The 26,447-nt window shown below is 48.1% G+C and carries 21 protein-coding genes; 17 read left to right on the top strand and 4 right to left on the bottom strand.

Features of this window, described 5'->3' with window-relative positions; translation table 11 throughout:
• Nucleotides 1-167: 167 nt before the first annotated feature.
• Complete coding sequence (locus tag MKZ12_RS17170) at nt 168-680, top strand: hypothetical protein (RefSeq protein WP_339255762.1); 513 nt, start codon at nt 168-170, stop codon at nt 678-680.
• A 2-nt stretch (nt 681-682) separates the two neighbouring features.
• Here MKZ12_RS17170 and MKZ12_RS17165 read toward each other — a convergent pair whose 3' ends face one another.
• The 4 genes from MKZ12_RS17165 to MKZ12_RS17150 form a co-directional block, all read right to left on the bottom strand.
• The gene (locus MKZ12_RS17165; RefSeq protein WP_339255760.1) at nt 683-1,636 is read right to left on the bottom strand and encodes a hypothetical protein; all 954 of its coding nucleotides are present in this window, start codon (nt 1,634-1,636) and stop codon (nt 683-685) included.
• Complete coding sequence (locus tag MKZ12_RS17160) at nt 1,614-2,204, bottom strand: sigma-70 family RNA polymerase sigma factor (protein WP_339255758.1); 591 nt, start codon at nt 2,202-2,204, stop codon at nt 1,614-1,616. Before MKZ12_RS17160 ends, MKZ12_RS17165 begins: the two co-directional genes overlap by 23 nt.
• A gap of 244 nt (nt 2,205-2,448) precedes the next feature.
• Nucleotides 2,449-3,681, bottom strand: coding sequence for an aminopeptidase (locus tag MKZ12_RS17155; protein WP_339255756.1), 1,233 nt, complete (start codon nt 3,679-3,681; stop codon nt 2,449-2,451).
• A gap of 85 nt (nt 3,682-3,766) precedes the next feature.
• Complete coding sequence (locus MKZ12_RS17150; protein ID WP_339255754.1) at nt 3,767-4,999, bottom strand: aminopeptidase; 1,233 nt, start codon at nt 4,997-4,999, stop codon at nt 3,767-3,769.
• Between the two features lie 233 nt (nt 5,000-5,232).
• Here MKZ12_RS17150 and MKZ12_RS17145 point away from each other — a divergent pair, with 233 nt between their 5' ends.
• The 16 genes from MKZ12_RS17145 to MKZ12_RS17070 all read left to right on the top strand — a co-directional run bounded on the left by MKZ12_RS17145 (nt 5,233) and on the right by MKZ12_RS17070 (nt 26,439).
• A complete protein-coding gene (locus tag MKZ12_RS17145; protein ID WP_339255752.1) occupies nt 5,233-5,505 on the top strand; it encodes a hypothetical protein in 273 nt (90 codons plus the stop codon).
• Between the two features lie 180 nt (nt 5,506-5,685).
• On the top strand, nt 5,686-6,495 hold the full coding sequence (locus tag MKZ12_RS17140; RefSeq protein ID WP_339255750.1) for an MBL fold metallo-hydrolase: 810 nt from the start codon (nt 5,686-5,688) through the stop codon (nt 6,493-6,495).
• 179 nt (nt 6,496-6,674) lie between these two features.
• The gene (locus tag MKZ12_RS17135; protein ID WP_339255748.1) at nt 6,675-7,685 is read left to right on the top strand and encodes an aldose 1-epimerase; all 1,011 of its coding nucleotides are present in this window, start codon (nt 6,675-6,677) and stop codon (nt 7,683-7,685) included.
• Between the two features lie 132 nt (nt 7,686-7,817).
• Nucleotides 7,818-9,206 carry a class II fumarate hydratase gene (fumC, locus tag MKZ12_RS17130; RefSeq protein WP_074095411.1) on the top strand — a complete coding sequence of 463 codons (1,389 nt, stop codon included), beginning with the start codon at nt 7,818-7,820 and terminating at the stop codon, nt 9,204-9,206.
• Between the two features lie 178 nt (nt 9,207-9,384).
• Nucleotides 9,385-12,129 (top strand): CHASE3 domain-containing protein, encoded by a 2,745-nt coding sequence (locus tag MKZ12_RS17125; protein WP_339255746.1) that lies wholly within the window; start codon nt 9,385-9,387, stop codon nt 12,127-12,129.
• Nucleotides 12,130-12,556: 427 nt separating this feature from the next.
• Complete coding sequence (locus tag MKZ12_RS17120) at nt 12,557-14,179, top strand: PucR family transcriptional regulator (protein WP_091019529.1); 1,623 nt, start codon at nt 12,557-12,559, stop codon at nt 14,177-14,179.
• A 238-nt stretch (nt 14,180-14,417) separates the two neighbouring features.
• Nucleotides 14,418-15,923, top strand: a complete 1,506-nt coding sequence (gene pucL, locus MKZ12_RS17115) for a factor-independent urate hydroxylase (RefSeq protein WP_339255743.1) — start codon at nt 14,418-14,420, stop codon at nt 15,921-15,923.
• The gene (uraH, locus tag MKZ12_RS17110; protein WP_091019526.1) at nt 15,923-16,300 is read left to right on the top strand and encodes a hydroxyisourate hydrolase; all 378 of its coding nucleotides are present in this window, start codon (nt 15,923-15,925) and stop codon (nt 16,298-16,300) included. Before pucL ends, uraH begins: the two co-directional genes overlap by 1 nt.
• Nucleotides 16,301-16,343: 43 nt before the next feature.
• A complete protein-coding gene (allB, locus tag MKZ12_RS17105) occupies nt 16,344-17,747 on the top strand; it encodes an allantoinase AllB (protein ID WP_339255741.1) in 1,404 nt (467 codons plus the stop codon).
• Nucleotides 17,744-19,051, top strand: coding sequence for a M20 family metallo-hydrolase (locus MKZ12_RS17100; protein ID WP_339255739.1), 1,308 nt, complete (start codon nt 17,744-17,746; stop codon nt 19,049-19,051). The genes allB and MKZ12_RS17100 overlap by 4 nt, the downstream gene beginning before the upstream one ends.
• Nucleotides 19,052-19,057: 6 nt before the next feature.
• On the top strand, nt 19,058-20,299 hold the full coding sequence (locus tag MKZ12_RS17095; protein WP_339255737.1) for an alanine--glyoxylate aminotransferase family protein: 1,242 nt from the start codon (nt 19,058-19,060) through the stop codon (nt 20,297-20,299).
• Nucleotides 20,293-21,888 carry a gamma-glutamyltransferase gene (gene ggt, locus MKZ12_RS17090; RefSeq protein ID WP_339255735.1) on the top strand — a complete coding sequence of 532 codons (1,596 nt, stop codon included), beginning with the start codon at nt 20,293-20,295 and terminating at the stop codon, nt 21,886-21,888. The genes MKZ12_RS17095 and ggt overlap by 7 nt, the downstream gene beginning before the upstream one ends.
• Before the next feature lie 95 nt (nt 21,889-21,983).
• Nucleotides 21,984-23,306 carry a 5'-deoxyadenosine deaminase gene (locus tag MKZ12_RS17085; RefSeq protein WP_339255733.1) on the top strand — a complete coding sequence of 441 codons (1,323 nt, stop codon included), beginning with the start codon at nt 21,984-21,986 and terminating at the stop codon, nt 23,304-23,306.
• Nucleotides 23,307-23,347: 41 nt separating this feature from the next.
• Entirely contained in the window at nt 23,348-24,622 is a 1,275-nt protein-coding gene (locus MKZ12_RS17080; RefSeq protein ID WP_339255731.1) for an XdhC family protein, read from the top strand.
• Nucleotides 24,588-25,238 (top strand): nucleotidyltransferase family protein, encoded by a 651-nt coding sequence (locus MKZ12_RS17075; protein ID WP_339255729.1) that lies wholly within the window; start codon nt 24,588-24,590, stop codon nt 25,236-25,238. Before MKZ12_RS17080 ends, MKZ12_RS17075 begins: the two co-directional genes overlap by 35 nt.
• A 286-nt stretch (nt 25,239-25,524) precedes the next feature.
• Nucleotides 25,525-26,439: an FAD binding domain-containing protein gene (locus tag MKZ12_RS17070; protein WP_339255727.1), complete on the top strand. Its 915-nt coding sequence runs from the start codon at nt 25,525-25,527 to the stop codon at nt 26,437-26,439.
• Nucleotides 26,440-26,447: the final 8 nt, after the last annotated feature.

The following is a 26,447-nucleotide window of genomic DNA, read 5'->3' as shown; positions in this document are numbered from 1 at the left end:
TACGGGATGGAATAATTTAGGTTTCACCATATTTGAAAATGTATAAAAAAACAAAAGACGCTGCCGACATAGAATCGGAGCGTCTAATTTTTTTTGAAACCTGTCACCTGATTCGTCCGTTTATACCCTTACACAAAATGAAGTATAGAAGCGGAGGATGGATCAATATGCGGAAGATGAATAATAAGAGTGCAGTATCTATACTAAAAATACCCCTTGTTGCCTTGTTCATGGTGCCAACACTTCTGGTTATTCCTACGTCTGAACCAGCCGTTGCAAGCCCGATTATGAAGGTGTCCTCTGGTGCACTTACAGCTCCACCGCCGCCAGAACCATCCATCCATTCGCTCGCTAACACTCGCGAACGGGGACATATCTATCAAGCGGTCGGTGCAGTCATCCCTGGTGGAGGACTGTCGGCCATCGTGAATACCAAGACTACGACCTATACAGCAATGAAGACACTTTCCGTAGATTATCGGCTTGAGCGTTGGACAGGAACAGCATGGGTGACTTTCAAAGCTGGTTCTAACAATGAAATGAATACAAACTTACTCAATGCCTCATCGGATTGGACCGTTATGCCAGGATATTATTATCGCGTTACCAGTATTCATACAGCGTATGATGGAAGTACTACGGATACAAGCAAACATGTCTCTGGCACCGTGTTGTTTTGATATTATCGGCGGGTACTGCCAGGAAACTTCTGCTCTTGAAAATCGTTGGCAATCGCAGTCATTTCTTCTTCTGAAAGGGTGCCAAACAGACTCATATTGTTCGAGCCCATCATCCACTGAAAGGAGTTATAGGGTGGGCCGATATACATTAGTGCTTCCGTACCGTCTGCCAGCTTAACGGTGCTCATATCACGAAGCATGGCCCCTTCAATTTTCTCCCCAGGCATGACATAAACATAATCAAACTGGATAATCTCATCTTCTATGCTCTTGCCTTCACTGGTATATTGAACTCTCATTTGGGTGGACTCATAATAATCGTCTGGATTCACAGGGTTTTCTGTATCAAGCACAAGTTCGAATTTGACCTTATTGAATCGCTCCGGAATGGCCTTGGATAACAGAAAGTCACCCATGAACCCTTCACGTGCAATCTCTTCCGTAACAAGCACTGGACGAAGCACGTGGCGCGATAACTCATACGAAGGTGTATTAAGAGCCTCTTCTTCTTGTACTCTAAGAATATCTTCCAATGATGTTTCCGGTGGTGGAGGCGTTTTGGCGGTTGACGGATCAGCCCCCAGATGGGTCGTGCGATCTTCGATGATAATGGATTTCATGCCGTTGCCCCAATCCTTGATGGATTGCACGAATGGGGATACCGCTTGCGTACCGGATGGCAGGCTGAAAATAACCGCCCCGATGGTCACGGATGCAGCTACGACAACTGAAAGTCGCAAGGTACGTATTCTTTTTTTACGTAAACCGATTCTGTTAATTTCCCGTTGTACCTTCTGCCAGGATTGCTGCATGGATTCGGTATGGGAGGCGGAAGGGGCAGAGACAGCTTGATGGAAAGCCTCATCAAAAGCCATTTCAAACGCAGCGTCGAAATATTCGTCTTCTAGCTCGGAATCGAATTGCTCCACATGCTTATCGGACTTGCCTTTGCTCAATGCTTCCACCCCATTCCTTATGTAATTTCTTCTTGATACTGCTGCGGGCTCTGAACAAGCGTTGCTTCACAATCTCTTCGGAGGTATCCAGCAGTTCGGCCATCTCTCGGTAGGAGAGACCATTTTTCCACCGTAACTCCACCAGTACACGGTATTCCGGTTTGAGCTGTCCGAGATAATATTCAATGGACTCTTCCATCATCTGCGTTTCTACCATACTTTCCACGGAAGCTGCTGTCTGATTCATCGTCTCCATATCTATAAAAACACTATCCGTATCCAATTGGTTACGGTTATTTTTATTTTTTCTCAGATAATTAATAGCGGTGTTCCGTGTGACGACCTTGAGCCAGGCTTTCAGTTTGACCTCGTCTTCGAAAATGGGTTTGTTTTTAATAATTTTGATAAAAGCTTCCTGAATAATATCTTCTGCTGCAGCACGCTCCTTGATGATATAAACGATAAGACCATGTACCATATTATAATATTCATAATACACTTCTTCCTGAAGTGCAGAGCCTAAATTATGGAAATCTGAGGCGAGTAGTAACTGGAGCCGATTGGCCATGATGTTCTCCTTTCTGGTGAACAATCCACAAACATTGGTATCATTACATTTTACAACATAATATGGAAACGATACAATGGGAGGTTGGTCCGAGAAAAACCAGAAGAAGAGAGCATGTGCAGCCTCCGGACAGTTTGCTGAAAATTAATAAAAAGGCTGTCTTGCAACCATGAATACATAGTTGCAAGACAGCCTTATGACCGAAAAGTGAGAATGTTTCTTTCGAGCACTTTTCCGTAATCAGTTAAAATGCCCAGTCTCCTTTAAGGAAGATGGGCTCACGTTCACCGTTTGCCGTAATACCGTAGATGTCCGTCTCGGGGGAGCCCATCATGAAGTCCACATGGGTGATACTGCTATTCATGCCACGGGCTGCAAGCTCTTCAGGAGACATCGTTTTGCCACCTTCGATATTGAATGCATAGGAACTGCCAATCGCAAGGTGGCAGGACGCATTCTCATCATACAATGTCGTGTAATACAGGATGCCACTCTCAGAGATCGGTGAATGAAAGGGAACCAATGCGACTTCGCCGAGGTAATGAGAGCCTTCATCCATCGAAATGAGTCTTTCCAGTGTGTCCTGACCTTCTTCAGCATGAAAATCAACGATGCGTCCGTTCTCGAATGTGAGTGAAAAACGATCAATGATACTGCCACCGTAGCTGAGTGGTTTGGTGCTGGACACCTTACCATTAACGCCATGTTTGGATGGAGCGGTGAATACTTCCTCTGTCGGGATATTGGCAACAAAAGGGATGCCTTGCTCATTTACGCTACCCGCCTGCGCCCAAATATGGCCTTCTGGAAGCTCGACTGTAAGATCCGTCCCGGGGGAGAGGAAATGAAGTGCTTGATACTTTTTGTTATTGAGTGCCACAGCCTTGGTTTCCAGTCGTTCAATATGCTGTTCCCAGGCCGCTACAGGGTCCTCCAGGTCGGCTCTCACCGCAGCAAAAATGGCTCCCCACAGCTGGTTAACCTGCTCCGTTGCCGGGAGATCCGGGAATACTTTGGCTGCCCAAGCGGGAGAAGGACAAGCCACACCCGTCCAGCTCATTTTATCCGCTTGTTGATACTGTCGGTACTTGGCCATCGCCTGACCAAATGTACGCTGATGGGCCGAGATCCGCGCAGGATCAATACCTTTCATCAGATCCGGGCTGGATGACAATACGGTCAGGAAGGCTGCATTATTGGCCGCCAGTTCTTCAAGCTCCGCTGCATGCCACTTTGGCGGCTCTTGGAAGGATTCCTCTGGGGCCATCTCAAACCGCAATCGATTCACCGTTTCATCACTGTATTTTACAATAACCTGCTTGGCACCGGCCTCGTATCCCTTACGCACAAGCAAGCGTACGAATTCAGCGGTATCAATCATCGCACTAATGACAAATACTTGCCCAGGCTGCACGTTGGCACCTACTCTTACAGCCAGTTCAGCGTAACGATCCAGTTTTTGTTCAAAACTTAACATATGCATTCCCTCCAGTTATTGAATTTTTCGACCTGTTGACGCAGGAAAAGAGAGGAGTAATCTCCTCTCTCCACATCAAACGGGATTAAAATGCCCAGTTTCCTTGCAGGAAGATCGGCTCTTCCGCACCTTCGGAGGTTACACCGTGGATGTTCATTTCTCCAGATCCAATCATGAAGTCCACATGAGTGAGACTGGAGTTCATGCCACGTTCAATCAACTCTTCTTTGGACATCGTTTTACCACCTTCCAGACAGAAGGCATAGGCATTACCGATCGCCAAATGATTGGACGCATTCTCATCAAACAACGTATTGTAGAACAGAATATTCGTATCCGAAATCGGTGACTGATGAGGAACAAGAGCAACTTCACCCAGATAGTGTGCGCCTTCATCCATCTCGATCAGGTTTTTCAGTGCGTCTAGTCCCTGCTCAGCGGTATAATCTACAATTCGACCATTCTCAAATGTCAGGGAGAATCCGTCAATCAGATTACCGCCGTAGCTCAGTGGTTTCGTGCTGCGAACGGTACCGTTAACACCGGTTTTCAGGGGAGCTGTGAATACTTCTTCGGTAGGCATATTGGCAATAAAGACATGTCCTTGCTCATTCACACTTCCACCGGATACCCAGATATGACCTTCTGGAAGTTCAATGGTCAAGTCTGTGCCTGGCGCTGTATAGTGAAGCTTCTTGTATTTTTTGTTGTTCAGCAGGTCAGCGCGGGAATCGAGATTTTGCAAATGGGTTTTCCATTCGGCAACAGCATCCTGTTCACCGATCCGTACGGTTTTGAAAATAACATCCCACAAGCGGTCCACTTGCTGTGCTTCCGGCAGGTCCGGGAATACTTTAGCTGCCCATTCCGGAGAAGGAACGGCTACAATAGACCAGCTGAATTTGTCAGCCATCTGATACGAACGATATTTTTCGAGCGCTTTACCGCGCACTTTTTGACTCGTAATAATGCGTTCCTGAGCTACACCGTTCAGCAGATCCGGGTTCTCAGCAATGACGTGCAGTACAGCTGCTCCTTCTTCAACGAGTTCAGTCATTTCAGCTGCAAACCATTTCGGTTCAATGGAGAAGGCTTCATCAGGTGCAAGATCGTAATGAAGACGTGTAACGGTTTCGTCGCTCCAGTTTACTTTGACCAATTTGGCACCTTTACCGTAAGCTGCTTTGACAATCAGTCGTACAAAATGTGCTGCCGAGATTGGTGCATTAACCACTAGCGTCTGCCCAGGATGGATATTGACACCGACTTGTACAGCCAGTTCAGCATATTGCTGCAGATTCGTTTCGAAAGTATTCATGCTATTTTTTCCTCCAATGTGATAATAATATCGTAGCTTGTTGGCTATTATAGATGTTGGTCAAACACGTATTATAGTCCTCATTACAACTATGTAAGGACTCAAATGGTTCCTTCATTGAATAAGGTATACGTTGCTACGTTATATATTGTACAATTAACCAATAATAATTACCAAACTAGGTTTACTAGAAATGTTGGAGACCGACTGTAGATGAAAGATTAAAGGAGAGAATGATTGTGAATATTGAAATTATCCGTGCTGAAATGCGCCGTGAAGATGAAAAAAGTTTCGTAGGAAATACCGTTTTCCGTACAGAAGGTGAAAAGTCAGTATATGAGATTACCTTCATGAGCAAGAACGGAAAAGATTGGGACTACAGTTTGCATTTCACGGAGCAATCCGGTGATGAAGAAGAGTTACTGCGTATGGACGAGTTACTGGAGAATGATGATGATCTGTACAATCAATTGCTCGATGCTGCTTTGGAGGCATATCCGGCTTAACTGGCCGAGATGTTCTTGTTCTATTGTGTCGTGTCGATGACTATACTAGACGGTGTATGCCCGAAACAGGGTGTATACCGTCTATTTTATTGGAAATGTTGAATAGATGATCCAGAAAAGGGAAGTCTACGAGATGAATGGAACCAGAGAAATAATCCGCCAAATGGGAGGTAACCGTGAATGACATCTGACAATCTGATTACAGAAGGGTTGACGGGACTTGAAGAAGTCGCGCCCGATATTCTCAGTTTACGTACACTATTCGTTAATGTCGTGTTCATCGGAGAGCCAGGAAGCAGGAACTGGGTCCTCGTGGACACCGGAATGGCGAGGTTCACAGATCATATTGTTCAGATTGCAACAGAACGATTTCAAGGTCCGCCGTCTGCGATCATTTTGACACACGGTCACTTCGACCATGTAGGAACCGTTATTGAGCTGGAACAATTCTGGGGTGTGCCCGTGTATGCTCATCCGCTTGAAATTCCGTATTTAACGGGATTGAAAGATTACCCGCCAGCGGACCCTTCTGTAGGTGGAGGTTTAATGTCCAGGTTGTCATTCGCGTATCCCAATGAGGCAATCAATCTGGATGATCGGATATTCAGTTTACCCAAAGATCACACTGTTCCAGGCTTAGCAGGATGGGAGTGGGTGCACACGCCAGGTCATACACCTGGACATGTGTCACTGTTTCGTGAATCGGACCGTCTGTTAATTGCGGGAGACGCAATCATTACAGTGAAGCAGGAATCGCTGTGGAGTGTGTTGCTTCAGGACAAACAGTTGCATGGCCCGCCTTCCTATTTTACAACCGATTGGCAGGCTGCTCATCAATCGGTCCAGCATATAAGACATCTGGAGCCGAAACTTGCGATTACCGGGCATGGGCATGCCTTGAGCGGAGATATGCTGAGAGAATCCCTCAAGAGGCTTGATATGGACTTTGAAGAAAGCACTGTGCCGGATCACGGCAAATATGTGGATTAATTCAACGAACATATGAAAGTATGCAGAGACAGCCGCAGGGGATTGCAGCTGTCTTTTTCCTGTCTTTTTTGTTTTTCTATCATGAATTTGTTCTCTTTCATAGATTGGTATTTTGTGCTCGGGCATGATATAGTCGAGCCGTATAATATAACCTTAGTATGCAGGAGGTACATATAACGATGACACAACAAAATGCAGCATTTGAAGAACAATTTGGAGGGATACCGGCCATTTGGCTTCGTTTTAATCAGTTTGAAGCGGCTGTTATTCCAAGCGTGGGTGCCAACCTCGTTGCTTTCCGTGATACAGAAAAGGGTTTCCGTTACTTAAGAGAGCCTAATCAGGATCAGATGGATGAGTTTATGGCTGCACCAGCGGTCTATGGAATTCCGATTCTATCTCCGCCGAATCGTTATGAGGATGGACGTTTCCCTTGGAATGGTCAAGTCTATCAGTTGCCTGTGAACGAACCGGCTACAGGTAACCATTTACATGGATTTTTGCATGATGCCGAGTGGAAGGTCGAAGGATATGGTTCTGATCAGCTGGAGAGCTATGTGTTGCTTAGCCAAGATGTGAAAGAAGGACATACATTCTATCAGTACCTGCCGTTTACGTTCACCGTGACGCTTCGTTACTCTTTGAGCAGCCAAGGGCTTCAGCAACAATTAATTGTTCGTAATAACGGGCAAGAATACATGCCTAATCTGTTTGCATTCCACACGGCAATTGCTGTTCCTTTTGCACCGGATAGTCAATCCTCGGATTACACGGCCAAAGTTACGATTGGACAACGACGTGAATTGAATGAGCGTTCTCTGCCAACAGGACAATTTCAACCGCTTACACCTGAGGAAGAACAATTGAAGAAAGACGGAGTTAGTCCGTTCTTTGCTGCCATGGATAATCATTACACTGCAGAACCGCAGAATGGTCGTAACTATATGGAGCTCACGGACCACCGTACTGGAGACAAACTGGTCTATGATGTAGGTACTTCCTACAAGCACTGGATGATCTGGAATAATAACATGGGTGGCGAATTCTTCTGTCCTGAACCACAGATGAACCTGGTTAACGCTCCTAATGTTGAAGGCATCCCGGCAGAAGAAATCGGATTGGTCGGTCTGGAACCAGGTGAACTATTCGAACAGAGCAGCCGATTGTATCCAATTGCGGCACAAAAATAATTGATATTCGTTTTGCGCTACGCTTACAATTTTGTCGAAAAGGTGAAAACCTGCTCGTAAATCATGTATAATATGACGAGATACACACGCTTTGTAGAGACCCAAACCATCTTTTTGGAGGAGGACAAGCAAGTGGAATACCGCATTGAGAGAGATACGTTAGGCGAAATGAAAGTACCAGCCGACAGGCTGTGGGGAGCTCAGACGCAGCGCAGCAAGGAGAATTTCCCGATTGGCAGCGAACATATGCCGATGGAAGTTATCCGTGCCCTTGCCATTTTGAAAAAAAGTGCTGCGGCCAGTAACCATAAATTAGGTAAATTATCTGCCGCTAAGTCCGATGCCATCGCTTATGCAGCAGACGAGATTATTGCAGGTCGTATCGATGACCATTTCCCACTGGTCGTGTGGCAGACTGGTAGCGGAACGCAATCCAATATGAACGTGAACGAAGTGATTGCCAATCTGGGGAACCAACTGCTGGAGCAAAAGGGAAAAGAAGAGCGTCTGCATCCAAATGATGACGTGAACATGTCCCAGAGCTCCAACGATACATTCCCAACGGCTCTGCATGTCGCAGGTGTTCTGGCTGTTGAGGATCAACTCTTGCCGGCCATTGCGGTATTAAAAGCGACTTTTGCAGACAAGTCGGAGGCATTCAAGGATATTATCAAGATTGGACGTACTCACCTTCAGGACGCAACACCAATTACGCTTGGCCAGGAGATCAGTGGTTGGGAAGCCATGCTGGGCAAGAGTGAGCGTATGATCCGTGAAAGTGTACAGTACCTGAAGGAGCTTGCGATCGGCGGTACAGCTGTCGGAACGGGCATCAATGCTCATCCGGACTTTGGGGACTTCACTGCCAAGGAGATTGGTAAACATACGGGGAAAGATTTTGTATCTGCACCAAACAAATTCCACGCCCTTACAAGTCATGATGAAGTTGTATATGCGCACGGTGCCGTTAAAGCGCTTGCAGCTGATTTGATGAAAATTGCCAATGATGTTCGCTGGTTGGCCAGTGGCCCCCGCAGTGGATTGGGCGAGATTCGTATTCCTGAGAATGAGCCAGGCAGTTCCATTATGCCGGGTAAAGTCAACCCAACTCAAAGCGAGGCCATTACTATGGTGGTTACGCAGGTCATGGGTAATGATGCAGCGATTGGTTTCGCGGCAAGTCAGGGTAATTTTGAACTGAATGTATTCAAACCGGTTATCATCTATAACTTCTTGCAATCCGTGCAACTGCTGGCGGACTCCATTATTGCGTTTAATGACAAGTGTGCCGTAGGCATTGAGCCTAACCTGGATCAGATTGAACATAATCTGAACAATTCGCTCATGCTTGTTACAGCGCTCAACCCGCACATTGGTTATGAGAATGCAGCCAAAATTGCGAAGCTTGCGCATAAAGAAGGCTTGTCTTTGAAACAGGCGACGTTACAAACAGGCCTGCTTACCGAAGAGCAATTTGATCAATATGTCGATCCAGCCAAAATGATCGCTCCAAAGGCCTAAAATCAGACCAAAAGAGCAATATAGATCAATGAAGAGGGCGACCTGCACAAGCAGGTCGTTTTTCTTATGCTTACCGATGAACTTAAAGCTTGTCAGACTATACGTATCCATATAAACTACATATGCACCAGTTTTCATTTAATAGAATGGGATTCGTATATATTTGGAGGTTTCCGCGTTGTCAAAAACGAGAAGATTTACGATACGCTCCAAAATTTTATTGGGCTATCTTGTGGTTGTGCTTTTGTTTGGAGCTGTTCTGCTAGTGCTTACGGCCCAAATTAATGTACTACAGAAGGAAAATGATTTTATCTCTCATCATGATCTGGAAGTACATAATCTGACCAACGCGATTGAAAAAAATGTCTTGAACATGGAGACAGGACAGCGTGGATTCATGATTACAGGCAATGAGAGTTACTTGGAACCTTATTCTCAAGGTTTATCCCAGTGGAGTTCCAACTATGATCAGTTGAATGCTCTCATTAGTGACAATCCTTCGCAGCAGCAGAGTCTGCAAAGCATCAAAACTCATATTACGCGCTGGATTGAGATTGCTGGGGAGCCGTTGGTAAAGTTGAAAAAGCAAGAGGATCAAGCCAAAGTTGTTGCATTCTTTCAAACTGATCCGGGTAAAACTGAAATGGATCTACTACGCTCCCAACTTACTACCTTCCGTAACACAGAGATCGCATTGACTGAGGCAAGGGTAACCGATCTAGCCACACGGAGCTCCACATTGTTGACGATTATGTATACGCTGTGGGGTATTATCGCGGCGTTATCAATTGCAGCGGCTCTTGTGATATCCGGAAATATCGTCAAAACGTTGCGAGATGTTATGCAGACCATCAGTGATATCTCCAAAGGTGGGAACCTGAAGCAGCGAATTCAGGTGCGGACACATGATGAAGTGGGGGATCTGGGCCACGAAACCAACAAATTACTGGATGAAGTACAGGAACAGAATCGGGTCAAGGACCAGATTACAGGCATTGCGACACTCTTGCAGAATCCGACCAATCTGGAGGGATTGTCCCGCTTGTTCCTGAGCGAGCTTGCCATGTTGTTTGAAGTTCCCTACAGCGTCTTGTATTACTGGAAAGACAATCGACTGCTGCGTGTGGCTGCATATGCTGCGGATGGTGAGAAAGAACGTTCGCTCGGTAAAGTGTCGCTTGCCCCCGGTGAGGGGCTGGTAGGTCAAAGTGCCGTGGAGAAGCGAGTCTTGCGCATGAATGATCTGCCCCAGAACTATATTCGAATCTCTTCGGGTCTCGGATATACATCTGCCACCTCTCTTACCGTAGTACCGGTCCTCTTTGAAGGCAGAACGATTGCGGTCATCGAGCTTGCTTCAATGAAGCCATTGCAAGAGAATAATATGAAGCTGATGCAAGAACTGACGGACATTTTTGGTGTTTCTTTACACTCGACCGTCACTCGCATGGAATTACAGCAATTATATGATGAGTCACAAGTTCTGAATGAAGAGTTACAGGCACAATCGGAGAAACTTCAGTCTCAGACCGAAGAAATGCTGTCTCAGACAGAGGAACTGCAAATGCAGACCGAAGAGCTTCATATGCTTAATGAACGTCTGGAAATACAGAAGAGCGCTGCTGAGACATCAGCCAATGAACTTGCAGTTGTGGCAGATCAGTTACGAACAAGCTCGGGGTACAAATCCGAATTCCTGGCGAACATGTCCCATGAATTACGGACGCCGCTTAACAGCATGCTGATCCTGTCCGAAATATTGTCTGAGAATAAAAACCAACACTTGAATAGTGAAGAGCAGAACTATGCTTCGGTCATTCACAAGTCAGGCAAGGACCTTTTGAATCTGATCAATGATATTCTTGATCTATCCAAGGTAGAGGCCGGGCAGATGGAAGTGGATTTTGATGATGTCTATCTGAGCAGCCTGCCTGAAGTCATGAATCAGTATTTCCTGAAAACAGCGGAGCAGAAAAAAATAGATTTCCGAATTCAGCTCCAGAGTCCTTTACCGGAAACCATCGTGACTGACGAGATGAGAATGCATCAGATTCTCCGAAATCTGCTCTCAAACGCCTTCAAGTTCACCAGTGAGGGTGAAGTTGCCTTAACCATCTCCAGAATGAGTCTGGCTCATCCTGAAGTGAAAGACCAAGAGACCGAAGTGATTGCTTTCTCCGTCAGTGATACAGGGATTGGCATTGCGGAAAACAAACTTTTGCAGATCTTTGATGCATTCAAACAGGCGGATGGAGCTACGGCACGTAAATATGGCGGGACAGGACTTGGTCTGTCGATCTCTCAATCGCTTGCAACTTTGCTGGGGGGTTCAATCTCGGCAACAAGTCGTGAAGGACATGGCAGTGTGTTCACGTTGTTCCTGCCACTGCGAAGAGATGAACCGGAGACCATGAATGCATCGCGGTTGTTCCTGAATGAGGTGGCAAGCACTACACCTGAGATCAATAAGCTCCCTTCAATGACTTCCGAACCATCTGATGTTTTATTGACCCCTCTGGAAGAATCTTTGCTCAGCGGTCGTCAAGTGCTTGTCGTTGATGATGATATTCGAAATGTATATGCGCTAGCTAACGCTCTTGAGCAGTACGGCATGAATGTCATATCAGCTCAGAATGGCTACGAATGTCTGGAATTGTTGGAGCGTGGAGGCGTCAAGCCTGATATTATCATGATGGACATTATGATGCCGGAACTGGATGGTTATGAGACGACTCGCCAGATCCGTGAACGGCTTGGCATGACTCAGCTTCCGATTATTGCACTCACAGCCAAGGCCATGAAAGAGGATCGGGAGAAATGTATTGCAGCAGGTGCTTCAGACTATCTCAGCAAACCGCTGAATGTCAAAGATGTATTATCTCGTATGAAATTATGGATGAATCACGAAACTATGGAAATCTGATCGTAGTTGAACTAAAAGTTATTTACACTGACACTACGATGACAGAACAACCCTCCAATCGCTGTTATCCCCAGATTTTTTCGATTCCCTTTTTTAAAGGGGAAAATCCGGGGATAAAGGCGAACGCTTCGCTTTTTCAGGTTTTTTCTGCCCTCTCCGTTATCGTGTAAATGGATTACTTCAACTTATGTGGATCATAATAATTTTAATAAAACCTATGCCGATTACAGCAAAGTGCGCTGTAATTAGGTCATAGGTTTTATTTTTTTGTCGTGTAAGCTTTATTGAATGAATTGATGTTATAATACTTAACAACAAACAAAGTTAAATAGATGAATATAGATTTAATTAGGAATATAAACCAGAATTTATATTGTGGAAACAAAAATAACATGATTTCGTGTTATATATATGGGAGGTAGTGTCCATGCAACTTACGGTTAAAGAGGCTTTACAGGTATACCCGTTATCCGAGGCCAAACTGGTTGCGGGTGGAGAAGGGACTTCACGGATGATGAAATCCGTTAATGTCATGGACGCTCCTGATATCGCGGATTGGATCAAATCCGGAGAAATGTTGTTCACCACCGCTTTTATTATGAAAGACAGTGAAACAGACGCACTGCGTTTGATGCGGCGCTTGAATGAACGTGGCTGCGCAGGACTCGGCATCAAGCTGGGACGCTTCTGGCAGTCCATTCCCCAAGGCATTGTCGAGGAAGCGGATCGACTTCGGTTACCATTGCTGGAGCTTCCTTTTCAATTCACTTTCTCGGACCAGATGAATGCCTTGTTCAAGGCTGAACATGAACGCAGTAACCGATTGCTGCATGAGGTTGTGCAGAAGCAAAAGAAATTAATGCAGTTTGCACTGCAACAACAGCCACACCGGAATGTGTTTGCCGAACTTGCTACGGTGTTGAACTATCCGCTTGCCGTCATTGGTTCACGTGGGCATGTTCTTTACGGTAGTGAGGGCATTGCAGGGGATGCTGTAACCCAAGGCTGGCCATGGAAATCCGTTATGCACCGAGTGAAATGGAATCAGGGAAGTTGTCATCGCGTACCGATCAAGCAAAATGATGAAGAATACGGATCGTTGCTGGTGTTTACCGATTCAGCCTTATCGCTTCGGGCAGAGGAGGAGCTGTTCCAACAGGCTGCTGATGTACTGGCATTTTATATGGATATGACTTATCGCGAGCATATTAATCCAACCGTTCAAGATGAGATGCGTACACTACTTTCACAGTATCTGGATAACAAAATGACCATTCAGGAATTGACCACCTTGAGTGAAAACAAAGGTGTACATCTGTTCCAGGGAACGTATCAGTGCGTACTGATTACGCTTGAGCCGACTCTCTTCGCCGAGGGAAAGCTGCTTAAACAGATTCATCGTGAATTACAATACAATCCGCTGATGCAATTCACGGCCTCACAGCATTTTCAGATCGAAGATGGCATTCTGTCCATCTATACCTGTCCAACAGGGAGAGACTATGGAGAGGAACTGTCAGGTTTTCTGTTGAACCGGTTCGGTGATGTACTGGCAGCACAAGAAGCAAAAGGGGCACCGGCTCCGCGTTTCTGGATCAGCAAAATGAAACATGAACCCAAATCGCTCCGTGAAGCGTATCAGGAATGTCTAGATACTCGACAACTGGCTCGTCGATTCGGCATGAAAGACCGTGCGTTGCAATTTGAAATGCTCGAATTTGCCTATGTGTTCCAACATGTACCGGATAACATCATGGAGAATTACTGCAATAAAGTACTTGAACCGTTACTTGCCAGAGACGGTGATCCCAATCAGGTATTGATGAATACATTGGAGTCCTTTATTGAGAATGATGGACTGATCAATGAAGCTGCCAAGCAGCTGTTTGTACATCGCAACACAGTCACTTATCGTATGGAGAAAGTCGGCAGCTTGCTGCAAATGGACTTTAAGAAAACAAATGATCTGCTGAAATTAAAGCTGGTATTCACCTTCCGCAAGTTTGTGCGGGACAAAGCAGCTGCAAGACCGCATAATGTGCAACTCTAACCGCGCATTGTGCAAGATGACAATGCTAATGGGTCTTAGACCCATGAACCGCATTCCCTTGATGGAGTGCGGTTTTTTCATGTTTAAGGACAATAAAAGCTGAACTTCCCGTGCACAGCAAACAAATCGAAACTCTGATGTTATGTTATATTACAAAATTGCGTAAATATTGTTGTCGCGACATTGAACGACACTTAGAATGAAGAACAATAATCCATAACAGACCGGAGGTTCTAACATGAGCGACTTAATTAAACTTGTTAACAACTGGTCTATCACGCAGTTCGTGCATACGTTTGGCGGCTTATTTGAAGAATCACCATGGGTGGCTGAGCGTTCCGGGCTTTTACGACCGTTTGATTCATTTGAACAGATGATGAACGTGATGAAGAACGTGGTTCAGGCATCGGATGACCAGGTGAAGTTGCAATTGCTTCGAAATCACCCGGATCTTGGAGCGCGAATCAGCATGAGCAGCAATTCCGTTCAGGAACAAGCTGGTGCAGGCCTTGATTCACTCTCACAAGAGCAATACAACGAACTTCAACAATTAAACAAAGCATATACAAGCCAATTCGGCTTTCCATTCATACTGGCTGTAAAAGGCCATACCGCAAGCTCCATCCTCGAATCCATGAGGCAACGTCATCGCCGAGGCAGGGAAGAAGAATTCGAGACTGCCTTGAGGGAAGTATTCAAGATTGCGGGCATTCGCTTGGAGCAGTGGCTCGCACAGATCGGTCATGAACATGAGTTTGTGAGCAAGCCAGCCGCAGTGCAGCAGCGGACCATGTATTACGGCAAAGGGGATGTGTGGATGTACCGTTCCTACGCCAAACCGTTGACGGGCATACAGTCCATTCCGGAATCGCCGTTCATGGGACGCAGCAATATTCTGTTTGGATTAAACATTAAGGTCGCTGTGCAGGGTGATGAATTCTTGCCTTCTTTTGCAGAAGGGGATAATTCGCTGGTGGTCGCAACTGATTCAATGAAAAATTTCATTCTGAAACATGCAGCGGATTATACAGGGGCAACGGTGGAAGGATTTCTTGCGCTGGTAAGCCGTCGTTTCCTGGAGACGTATCCGCAGATGAGCAAGGTTCAGATGACAGCGGACCAGATTCCTTTTGAAGATATACCCATTGGATTAGAAGGAAGCTATCGACCGAGTACGCTCGTATTTCGTTATTCACAGAATGATCGTGCGACAGCTGCCGTGGAAGCAGAACGAACAGGAGACTCGATCGAATTAAGCAACCATTTCAGTGGTGTAGCCGATCTAAGACTGATCAAGGTCAAAGGCAGTGAATTTGCCGGATTTATGCAGGATGAATATACCACTCTTCCAGAGACATGGGATCGACCGTTATTTATTTTCCTGAACATCAATTGGCGTTATGAAGATCCGAGAGATGGCATGGATGATCAGCGTGGACGGTATGTAGCGGCGGAACAGGTCAGAGATTTGGCTGCTGTGGTATTTCATGAGTGTCGATCTGCTTCCATTCAACATCTGATCTACCAGATTGGACGAAGGTTGTTAAGTCGATTTGAGCAACTGAGTGAGGTTTCATTTGAATCCAACAATCGGACTTGGGAGACAGTGCTGGAGGAAGTGAAAGAGGGAGAAGGCAAAGTATTTACCGAACCGAGACCACCTTATGGATTCCAGGGTTTCTCGATGACAAGGGATGATCTGGGAACAGGCGGCCGTGACGCCGGGAAAGAAGGTGACGTCTAATGTCGATGTCTGATGGCCGAATTACAACACATGTGCTGGATACCTCCAAAGGTGTCCCTGCTGCGGGTGTTCGGATCGAACTGTATACCCTGAAGAGGGATGGAGAACAGGAAAACAAGACAAAAGTAGCTGAGTCGGTGACCAATGCGGATGGGCGTTTGGATGCACCGCTGCTGGATGGAGGCAAGTTGGAGCCAGCGATATATGAGCTTCAATTCCATGTCGAGAGTTATTACGCACATCGTTCATTGGAGGAGCTGGGGCAGGCATTATGGACGATTGTTCCGATACGGTTTGCCGTATCTGATGCCTCAAGCCATTACCATATTCCATTATTAATTGCTCCAGGAGGTTACAGTACATACCGGGGAAGCTGAGCATGCACATATCCGGTTCTGATTCAGGGGGAGGGTCATCCACATGACAACATTTGATACCATCATCCGGGGGGCCCGGGTGGTGCTGAGAGATCGGGTAGAGCAACTGGATATTGGCATTACGGGTGAGAAAATTACGGAACTATCCACGCGGCTGACCGCTGGTGAAGCGACTTGCATCATAGAAGGTGAGGGTCTGACAGTGATGCCAGGTGTCGTGGACATTCATGTACACTTCAATGAACCCGGACTCGCCAGTTGGGAGGGGTTCCGGTCTGGCTCGGCAGCCCTTGCCGCAGGGGGAATCACGACTTATGTCGATATGCCGCTTAACGGCGTACCACCAACCACAAGGCCGGAAGCATGGGACATGAAAATGAAAGCAGCCGCAGACCAATCGTATGTTGATTTTGCTTTCTGGGGAGGTTTGGTTCCCGGCAACCGGGATGAACTTGCTTCACTGGCACGGCTGGGGGCTGCAGGATTCAAGGCATTTATGTCCGAGCCGGGTGGAGATGGGGAAGACATCTTTGCCAGAGCTGATGACCATACGCTGCTGGACGGGATGAAAGAACTTGCAACATTAAACCGTGTGCTGGCACTTCATGCAGAGGACGAAGGCATCGTTGCCGAACTTGCTACGAGAAGCATCGCAGAGGGAAAGACGGAACCGATGGATTATATCCGGTCTCGTCCTGTGGAAGCTGAAGTCGTCGCGGTTGCCCGAGCGTTGAAATACGGCGAACAGACCGGGTGTGCGCTGCATTTTGTGCATATCAGCACCCGGGAAGCGCTGGATCTGATTGCAGCAGCCAAACGGCGTGGGCAAGACGTAACTTCGGAGACATGCCCTCATTATCTGACGCTGACCGAGAAGGATGTGGTTCGATTGGGTGCTGTAGCAAAATGCGCTCCACCTCTTCGCAGCTCTTCCGAACAGGAGCAGTTATGGGATGCACTGACTTCAGGATTGATTGATGTTATCGCCTCAGACCATTCTCCTTGCCCACCATCCATGAAACAATCGGATAACTTCTTTGAAATCTGGGGCGGTATATCCGGGGCACAAAGCACATTGCTAATCATGCTGGAGGAAGGACATCTTCAGCGAAATATCGACCTTCCGTTGCTCGGAAGAGTGCTCTCTCTGCAGCCTGCCAGAAGGCTTGGTCTGGAGAATAAAGGGGAGATTGCAATTGGCATGGATGCAGATCTGGTTCTGATTGACTGGGGTAAGGGCACGACCCTGAACACGGAGGATCTGCTCTACACGCATAAACAGAGCCCTTATGTGGGACGTACCTTTAAGTGTCAGATTGCAGATGTATTTTGCCGTGGTCAGCGCGTCTACAACTCGGAATCCGGGTTATCTCCTTTGCCTGTCGGGCAACACATTGCGGCTTATTCTTCTAGTCCCATTGAAGTGGGAACGGAGGAGACGCCATGACGGAGTCTGGAGTATACCGGTCATCTGGTACCAATAACGCACCGCTTCCTTTGCCAAATGTGGAACAGGTGGAGCTGCAAGCCATGCTTGACTGGCTGTCGACATATGGTGCGGATGCACAGGGCGGAGTCACACGACTGTTGTATGACTCGGCTTGGTGTGAAGCACAAGGTGCCCTTGCTGCCAAAATGCAGGAAAAAGGGCTGTCTCCCGAGTTCGACCAGTCCGGTAATCTGTATGGCACACTGGAGGGCGAGGGTAAGGGATCAGCGACTGGTACTGAAGAATTACCAATCGTGACCGGATCACATATCGATACCGTGGTGTATGGTGGAAAGTATGATGGTGCTTACGGTGTGGTGGCGGGTGTCCTTGCTTTGGAGTATTTGCAGAAGCATTTCGGAGTACCGAAGCGCACACTTCAAGTGGTATCTCTATGTGAGGAAGAGGGGAGTCGATTCCCTTTTGCATATTGGGGCTCACGCAGTATAACAGGAACAACGTCTCTGCAAGATGTAGAGCATTTGAAGGATCAAGACGGCGTCACCTTTGCACAAGCGATCCGCGATGCGGGCTTTGGACCCGATAGTGCATATAGACCGGCCGCAAAAAAATATGGTGCCTTTATTGAGCTTCATATTGAGCAAGGTCAGGTTCTGGAACGTCTTGGACATTCGATTGGCGTTGTATCCGATATTGTAGGTCAGAAGCGGTTCAGTATCACCGTCAGCGGAGAAGCGAATCACGCGGGAACGACACCGATGTCCTGGCGCAAGGATGCATTAGCCGGAGCAGCTGAGATGATTACTGCAGTAAGGGATATTGCATTGCAAGCAGGAGAACCGCTGGTAGCCACGGTTGGGCGAATCACAGCCGATCCGGGTGTGGGGAATGTGGTTGCAGCACGAGCAGTGTTTTCACTGGATATCCGCCATATCCGGCAGGAGAGCATTGATCGCTGCTGGCAGGATATGCTTCAGGTTTTTAGTAAGATCGCAGCCGAGCAGCAGCTCGGACTGGACTGGGAAGAACATCTGTCGGTGACGCCCATTCCTATGAATGCAGAGATGATCTCAGACATCCAAGATACCTGTGAGCAGGAGCAGTTGTCCTATTGGCTAATGCCAAGCGGAGCGGGACATGATTCGCAGATTTTTCAGCCGGCTTGTCCGACAGCCATGATTTTTGTGCCGAGTCAGGACGGTATCAGTCATAATCCACTTGAATATACAGCTGAAGCAGACTTGATGCACGGTTTTCGGGTTCTGGTTCGGCTACTCTATAAATACGGTTACGGGAGTTGAATGCAGATGTCCAGCTATAAAGAGTTATCTCCGTCCTTGCGGACCATTATGACCCCGGGACCGGTTGAAGTTGATCCACGTGTACTCAGAGCATTATCCTTCCCGATCCTGGGGCAGTTTGACCCCGAGTTCACATCCTTGATGAACGAGACGATGGCGATGCTGCGTGAGTTATATATGACAGATAACGAGTGGTGTTATCCGGTCGATGGCACATCCCGTTCAGGCATTGAAGCGGTGTTGGTCAGTCTGATCCAGCCTGGTGACAAAGTTCTGGTTCCGATCTATGGACGATTCGGACATCTGCTGGTTGAAATCTCGGAACGCTGTGGTGCAGAGGTCGTCTTTTTTGAAACGGAATGGGGAACGGTATTTGATCCGGAAGAGGTGATCAAGGCGATCCATGCCCATAAACCGAGTCTGGTTGCGATGGTTCATGGTGAGACTTCCACTGGCCAGATGCAGCCCCTTGCCGACATTGGCAAAGCTTGTCGCGACCTTGATATTTTACTCGTCGTCGATGCTGTAGCAACCATTGGCGGGACACCGGTGGAGACGGATGCCTGGTATCTGGATGCGGTGATGGGCGGAACGCAGAAATGCCTGTCCGTTCCTTCAGGGATGGCACCTCTCACGTACAACAGTCGTGTGGAACAGAAGCTGATGAGCCGCAAAACTGTTGAACGTGGACTCCGAGACGCAACCAGTGCGCGGGCAGAAGGCCGCACCATTGCCAGTAATTATTTTGACCTGAGCCAGCTGCAGGATTACTGGAGTTCGGCCCGGCTGAATCACCATACAGAAGCCACCTCCATGCTCTACGGCCTTCACGAAGGATTACGTATTCTGCTGCAAGAAGGGTTGGAAGCCAGGTTCCAGAGACATCTGATGAATGAACGCGCGTTGGTCGCCGGAATTCAGGGAATGGGACTGCAACTGTACGGGGATATGTCCAGTAAACTTCCGGTGGTTACCTGTATTACGATCCCGGAAGGAATTGATGGTGAGTCGGTGCGCAGCATGTTGCTGAACGACTTCAGCATTGAAATTGCCAGTTCATTCGGACCGTTGAAAGGGCAAATCTGGCGGATCGGTACCATGGGATTCAGCTGCCAACGCAAAAACGTACTTCATGTGCTCGGAGCGCTGGAAGCTGTTCTATTGCGTCATCGACACGTATTACCTGCCGGTGAAGCAGTGCAGGCTGCTTTGGATGTGTATGCAGGGAAGGAGGGTGCCTTATGTTAAACCAGATGCCAATCTCCAGAGAAGTCATGGTTACCACTCCTCATTATCTGGCGAGTGCAGTGGGAAGCTCCATCCTCCAGCAGGGCGGGAATGCTTATGATGCTGCTGTTGCGGTCAGTGCAGCACTGGGCGTGGTATATCCGCATATGACCGGACTTGGCGGGGATGCCTTCTTCCTGATTCATGATGGAGCCAGCGGTGAGATTACCGCCTATAACGGAAGTGGCCGCTCAGCCGCAGGCATTCATGCGGATACGTTCAAAGCGATGGGTATGAATGCCATTCCTCAGCGCGGTGTACTTAGTGCTATCACGGTTCCAGGAATGGTCGATGCGTGGTGGGAAGTCTGGTCCCGGTACGGAAAGTTAACCTGGGGGCAACTGCTTGAACCTGCTGCGCAGTATGCAGAAAAAGGATGCCCTGTATCCCGGAATCTCCGCCTGTGGATGGAAAGGGATGAAGATTTCATTATGGGGCATACACCGCTGCGAGCGGTATTTGCCCCTAGGGGTACACTTTTGCAGGAAGGTGAGCTGCTGATCCAGCCTGAACTTGCTGCCTCCATTCGTCTGATTCAGACGGAAGGGCGAGATGCTTTTTATACAGGAGAACTCGCGGATCGTCTGACTTCGGCTATTCGTGAGGATGGGGGCATGCTTGCACCAGCGGACTTTGCGGGTCATCAGGGAGAATGGGTGAAGCCCGTCAGTACGGGGTACCGTGGGTATGAGGTTCATCAGATGCCGCCCAATTCGCAGGGTTTCTCCATGCTAATGATGTTAAATATGCTCGAGCATATTGATCTGTCCTCGGTTGCACGTACCTCACCGGAATTCTATCATCTGATGGCGGAAGTGGTAAAAAAGGCGTTTCGTGATCGTGACCAATATCTGACGGATCCGGATTTCAGGGACATCCCGCTGGAACATCTGTTATCCAAGGATTACGGAGACCAATTGTGGAATGAGATTCAGTCTGCTCCACCTGTGGCACAGCCGTTTTTGTCCAAAACAATAGGTCAGGACACGGCGTATGCAGCAGTTGTTGATAGCGAGGGTAATGCCGTTTCCTTCATTCAAAGCCTGTATTTTGACTTTGGTGCAGCCTATGTCCCAGGGGATACGGGTGTTATCATGCAGAACCGGGGGTCGTTTTTCTCCTTGGACCCGAGGGATGCTAACGTTCTGGAACCCAACAAACGCTCATTCCACACGCTCATGCCGGGCCTTGTTACACGAGATGGCAAACCCTATATGCTCGTGGGTACACAGGGGGGAGAAGGCCAGCCGCAGACCCAATTATCGGTGCTTACCGGCGTGCTTGATTACGGGCTGAACATTCAGGAAGCAATCAGCTTGCCGCGTTGGGTGTACGGACGTACATGGGGCGAAGACGGCGATACGATGCGTGTGGAGAACCGATATCATGATGACGTATGTGCAACCCTCGCCCAGTGGGGACATAACGTTGAAGCCAGAGCACCGTGGGACGGTATTATGGGACAGTCGCAAGGCATTGTCATTCGTGAGGACGGCATGATCAGCGGCGCGGCAGACCCCAGGGGTGATGGTATAGCTATTGGATGGTAACAGACAGCGATCGGAAGGTTAATTTGTCATCGGAGTGCAAGTGTAAGTATGTATGAGTTGAACGATATAGACAGATACAGATAGGGGAGATTGGCATGGGAACGATCCTGCTGAAAGGCGCACAGCTTGTGACGATGAATGCAGAGGAAGAAGTGTTCATTGGAGATCTGTTGATCGAGGATAACAAAATCAAGGAGATTGCAACGCACATCGATGTTCAGGCTGATCAGGTCATTGATGCGCGTGGCAAAGTGCTGTTGCCAGGCTTTATCCAAACGCATATTCATCTGTGTCAGACCTTATTCCGTGGACGTGCGGACGATCTGGAACTGATGGATTGGCTCCGTCAACGGATCTGGCCGCTGGAAGCAGCGCATGATGAGGAGTCCGTATATTATTCAGCAATGCTCGGACTTGGCGAATTGATCTCCAGCGGAACCACGACCATTCTGGATATGGAGACGGTACATCACACAGACTCGGCGTTTCAGGCGATGGCACAGAGCGGCATCCGGGTCATCTCCGGCAAGGTGATGATGGATCATGGAGACGAGGTTCCGGAACCTTTGCGTGAGAATACAGCAACTTCGCTGCAACAGAGTGTGGATCTGCTGGAGAAATGGAACGGATTTGGCGGAGGTCGCATTCAATATGCGTTCTGTCCACGCTTTGTTGTATCGTGTACCGAAGAGTTGCTGATAGAGGTCCGCGACCTGTCCAATAAATATCATGTCAAAGTCCACACCCATGCCTCCGAGAATCGCGGAGAGATTGAACTGGTAGAGCATGAACGTGGAATGCGTAACATCGTATACCTCGATCATATTGGTCTGGCGACCCCAAGATTGGTGCTGGCCCACTGTGTATGGTTGAGCGAGGAAGAGAAAGAGATCATCCGCAAGCGCGGAGTCAAAGTCACTCACTGTCCTGGATCGAATATGAAGCTTTCCTCTGGAGTAGCGGATATTCCGGATCTGCTGAATCGTCAGATCGCAGTTGGGATCGGGGCCGATGGTGCCGCGTGCAACAACAATCTGGATATGTTTCAGGAGATGCGCCTCACAGCGCTGATGCAGAAGATTCCTCATGGCCCTACAGTGATGGATGCCCGGACTGTATTGCGCATGGCTACCATGGGTGGTGCAGAGGTGCTCGGCTTGTCGAAGGAAATCGGCAGTCTCGAAGTGGGCAAAAAGGCAGATATGCTGCTGCTGGATCTCGATGATTTCCACACGTACCCTTCCTATGAGACGGATGTCTATTCACGCGTGGTCTATTCCGCAACACGCAGTTGTGTGGACACCGTAATTATCGATGGCAGCATTGTGGTCAAGAATCGCAAGATTCAGACAATTGATCGTGGTATTGTGCTGCGTGAGTCGGATAAAAGCATTGCGAGATTGATGAAGCGCATCTGATCGAAGGAAACGTATGCAATTCAGAAAGGATGGAGACCGATATGGAAATGCATGATCTGTGTACAATCGCAGCCCGTGAAATGCGCTGTGTGCTCGCAACAGCGATTAAGGTAGAGGGTCATGCTTACCGTAAGCAGGGAGTCTCTATGCTGTTGACCGAGGAAGGCCAAATGCATGGCAGTATCAGTCCGGGATGCCTGGAGAGTGATCTTCAGGCCCGGGTGAACCATGTGCTGGATACCAAGCAGATGGAGTTCGTGGAGTACGACATGCGTCCCGAGGATGATCTGTCCTGGGGGGAGACCATTGGCTGCGGCGGGCTCGTTGTTGTGCTTCTTGAACCTGTGTGTGGTGAACTCCGATCTACGTTGCAGAAGATGCATGAGTGTTTGCAATCCGGCGCTGCAACAACGTTAATCCGAACATTCCATGATGATTACACAAGGGTTCAATATGACTGGAAACGAGTTGAGCCTACGGCAAAGGGGCATCCGGTCTTGCGTCCTTCGCTCGTCCCTCCTCATGATCGTGTGACAAATTATAATCTAACTTCATTGCAGGTTGATGTACAACACAGCAGAGAGAATATCAAGCATGAACATACCGCATTAACACAATATTCTCGCGATATACCTCGCCTAACGCTTGTGCCTGAAATGGTACCTGCTACGTCAAACGGATCTCACTCTTCCCCTCCGTCCAGTGATTCACAACATATCTCTGAGGCTGATATACCGACTAACGATGCGATTTCAACGAATCCTTGGGATCTCCCGCAGCAACTTACTTCGCAGTACACACCTAAACCTCGCCTGATTATCATCGGAGCCGGAAATGATGTTATTCCTGTTGCCCGACTCGCCGGGTCCGCAGGATTCCGTGTTGTGGTAGCCGATTGGCGAGAATCCTTATGCACATTGGAACGGTTCCCTGGAACCGAACTCGTACTGGGTTTCCCATGTGAGATCATGCCTCTGTTAAATGTGAACAACGGGGATTATTTGATTATAATGAGTCACAATTTCCCCCGCGAACGTGAACTGTTAGAGATGTTAGTGGACTGTGAGTACGCGTATCTTGGCATTATGGGTTCCAAAACACGAACAGCCCGTCTGCTGGATGGTTTACCACCGTTGAAAAATGTACATTCTCCCGTTGGTTTGAGCATCGGAGCAGACGGTCCCGAACAGATCGCCATCAGCATTGCAGCGGAATTGATCGCATGTAAACATAAGGTTTCTGCCTTGAGTACTGAGGTAGGGCAGAAGGGAAGCGTTGCACATGCGAATGACGGGCATCGTTCTGGCAGCAGGTAGGAGTTCTCGCCTTGGTCGGGATAAACTCTCGGTTGTCATGCCAGACGGGAGGTCACTGGCTGCATGGTCACTGGAAGCTGCGCTGGATTCAGATCTGGATCAGGTGATCTGTGTGGTCAAACCGGAAGATTCATTGGCTTGGTTGCCTGTAAAATGGATTGATTCTGCCACGTATGCCTATCATCCCACAGCGCGACTTCGAATTGTAGCCTGTGCTGACTATGCTTGCAGTATGGCCAACTCTCTTCATTCTGGCGTATTGTCGGCCATGGAGTACCAACCGGAGGGCATTCTCATGTTGCTGGGTGATCAGCCTTTAGTAAAAGTGCAGGATATTAATCGGGTGACCATAGCTCTGGCTACCCACAAGCTGAGTGACTATGTCGCAGCTACCGACGGTGAGGGAGGCAAGCCGCCCGTTGCTTTTCGCTCCCATATGTTCGGACCTCTGTTGTCTCTGCATGGAGATGAGGGGGCACGCAAGATTATGCGCAGCGCTAACTATTCAGGTGTGCATGTGCCACTGTCTGAGACGAGTTTCTGGGATGCGGATACAGAACCGGAATTGGAACGCATTTTGAATCATGTATATGAATCGAGGCAGGAGACCATATAACAGGAGAAGATTAATGACCATGTATAAATTTATAACATGATGAGGTCAGCCAGGCAGTCTGGTTGGCCTTTTTGCTTACTTTTCACGAGTGGCGAAAGAGACTTCATGTTAGATTTTGATAGATCATAATGCATCAAGCACAAATAGAACGCAGGTTTTATACATTTATCCAAAACGATGTGAAGGTAATTGACGTTGCTGCTTAACTCTCATATGATTTGAAGAATTATCTGGATCAGACGGTTGAATGTCCTGCCCATGGAAGAGAGAGAAAGGGGATACGGCGATGGTGACACCGGCATATGGTTCTGGAGCATTGCCATCCGTATGGCAGCCTGAGAACTTGCAAGAACTGCAAACGTTGAGAACTAGATTCAAGGGAATATGTTGTTTCACAGCAGGTGGAACATTACTGCGAACCCAGTGGGAGGGCGGCTTGGTTCCGGCACCTGAACACATGATTAGCCTGGCTCGTATTCCTGAAATGAGCGGTATATCGAATCGTGAAGATGAGATCGTCATTGGCGCAATGACCCGTTTAAAGGAATGTGCTTCACAGGTGTTGCTGCATCAACTGCCGATCCTGCAAGAAGCGGTAAATGCAATTGCAGCTCCTTCCATTCGAAATGTGGCAACCATTGGCGGGAATATTGTGTCCGGAGTCGGGGATACCCTGACTGCTTTGCTCGTATATGATGCGAAGTTGCACTGGTTAACGGACAACGGAATTGAAATTCGAAGTGTGTCTTCGTGGCTTCAGGGTGGACCGGATGGCAGCCGTAATCCAGGGGACGTATTAATCTCGATTCATATTCCGATGGGACCGTCTTCTCTGCTTGATGTGGACAGTGGGAACAAGCCTGCTGCACGAGAGGTTTCCTTTTACCGCAAGCTGGGTCGACGGGAGACGTTCAGTGCATCGCTCGTGACGGTTGCGTTATACGGTGAGATTGATTCGGATCATCGCTGGACCAAGATTGCGATTGCGGCTGGTGGAGGCTCAGGCATGGCGATGAGACTGCTGGAGTCAGAACAGCAGCTCCTTAACAGCGAAGCTTCTGTCATGCAAGCGGCGACTCTTACAACTGCTGTGGTTGACGAATTTACGACTTATGGCGATGCATTTGCAACGGAACATTATCGTAAACAGACCGCAGGCAACCTTCTTGGTGCCGGGCTATGGGAGGCACTTCACGTATAGATAAAAGG

The sequence above is a fragment of the Paenibacillus sp. FSL R5-0713 genome, assembly GCF_037973325.1.
Classification (GTDB): Bacteria; Bacillota; Bacilli; order Paenibacillales; family Paenibacillaceae; genus Paenibacillus.
Note: the sequence above shows the minus strand (reverse complement) of the source record. Positions and strands in the feature narration are given on the sequence as shown.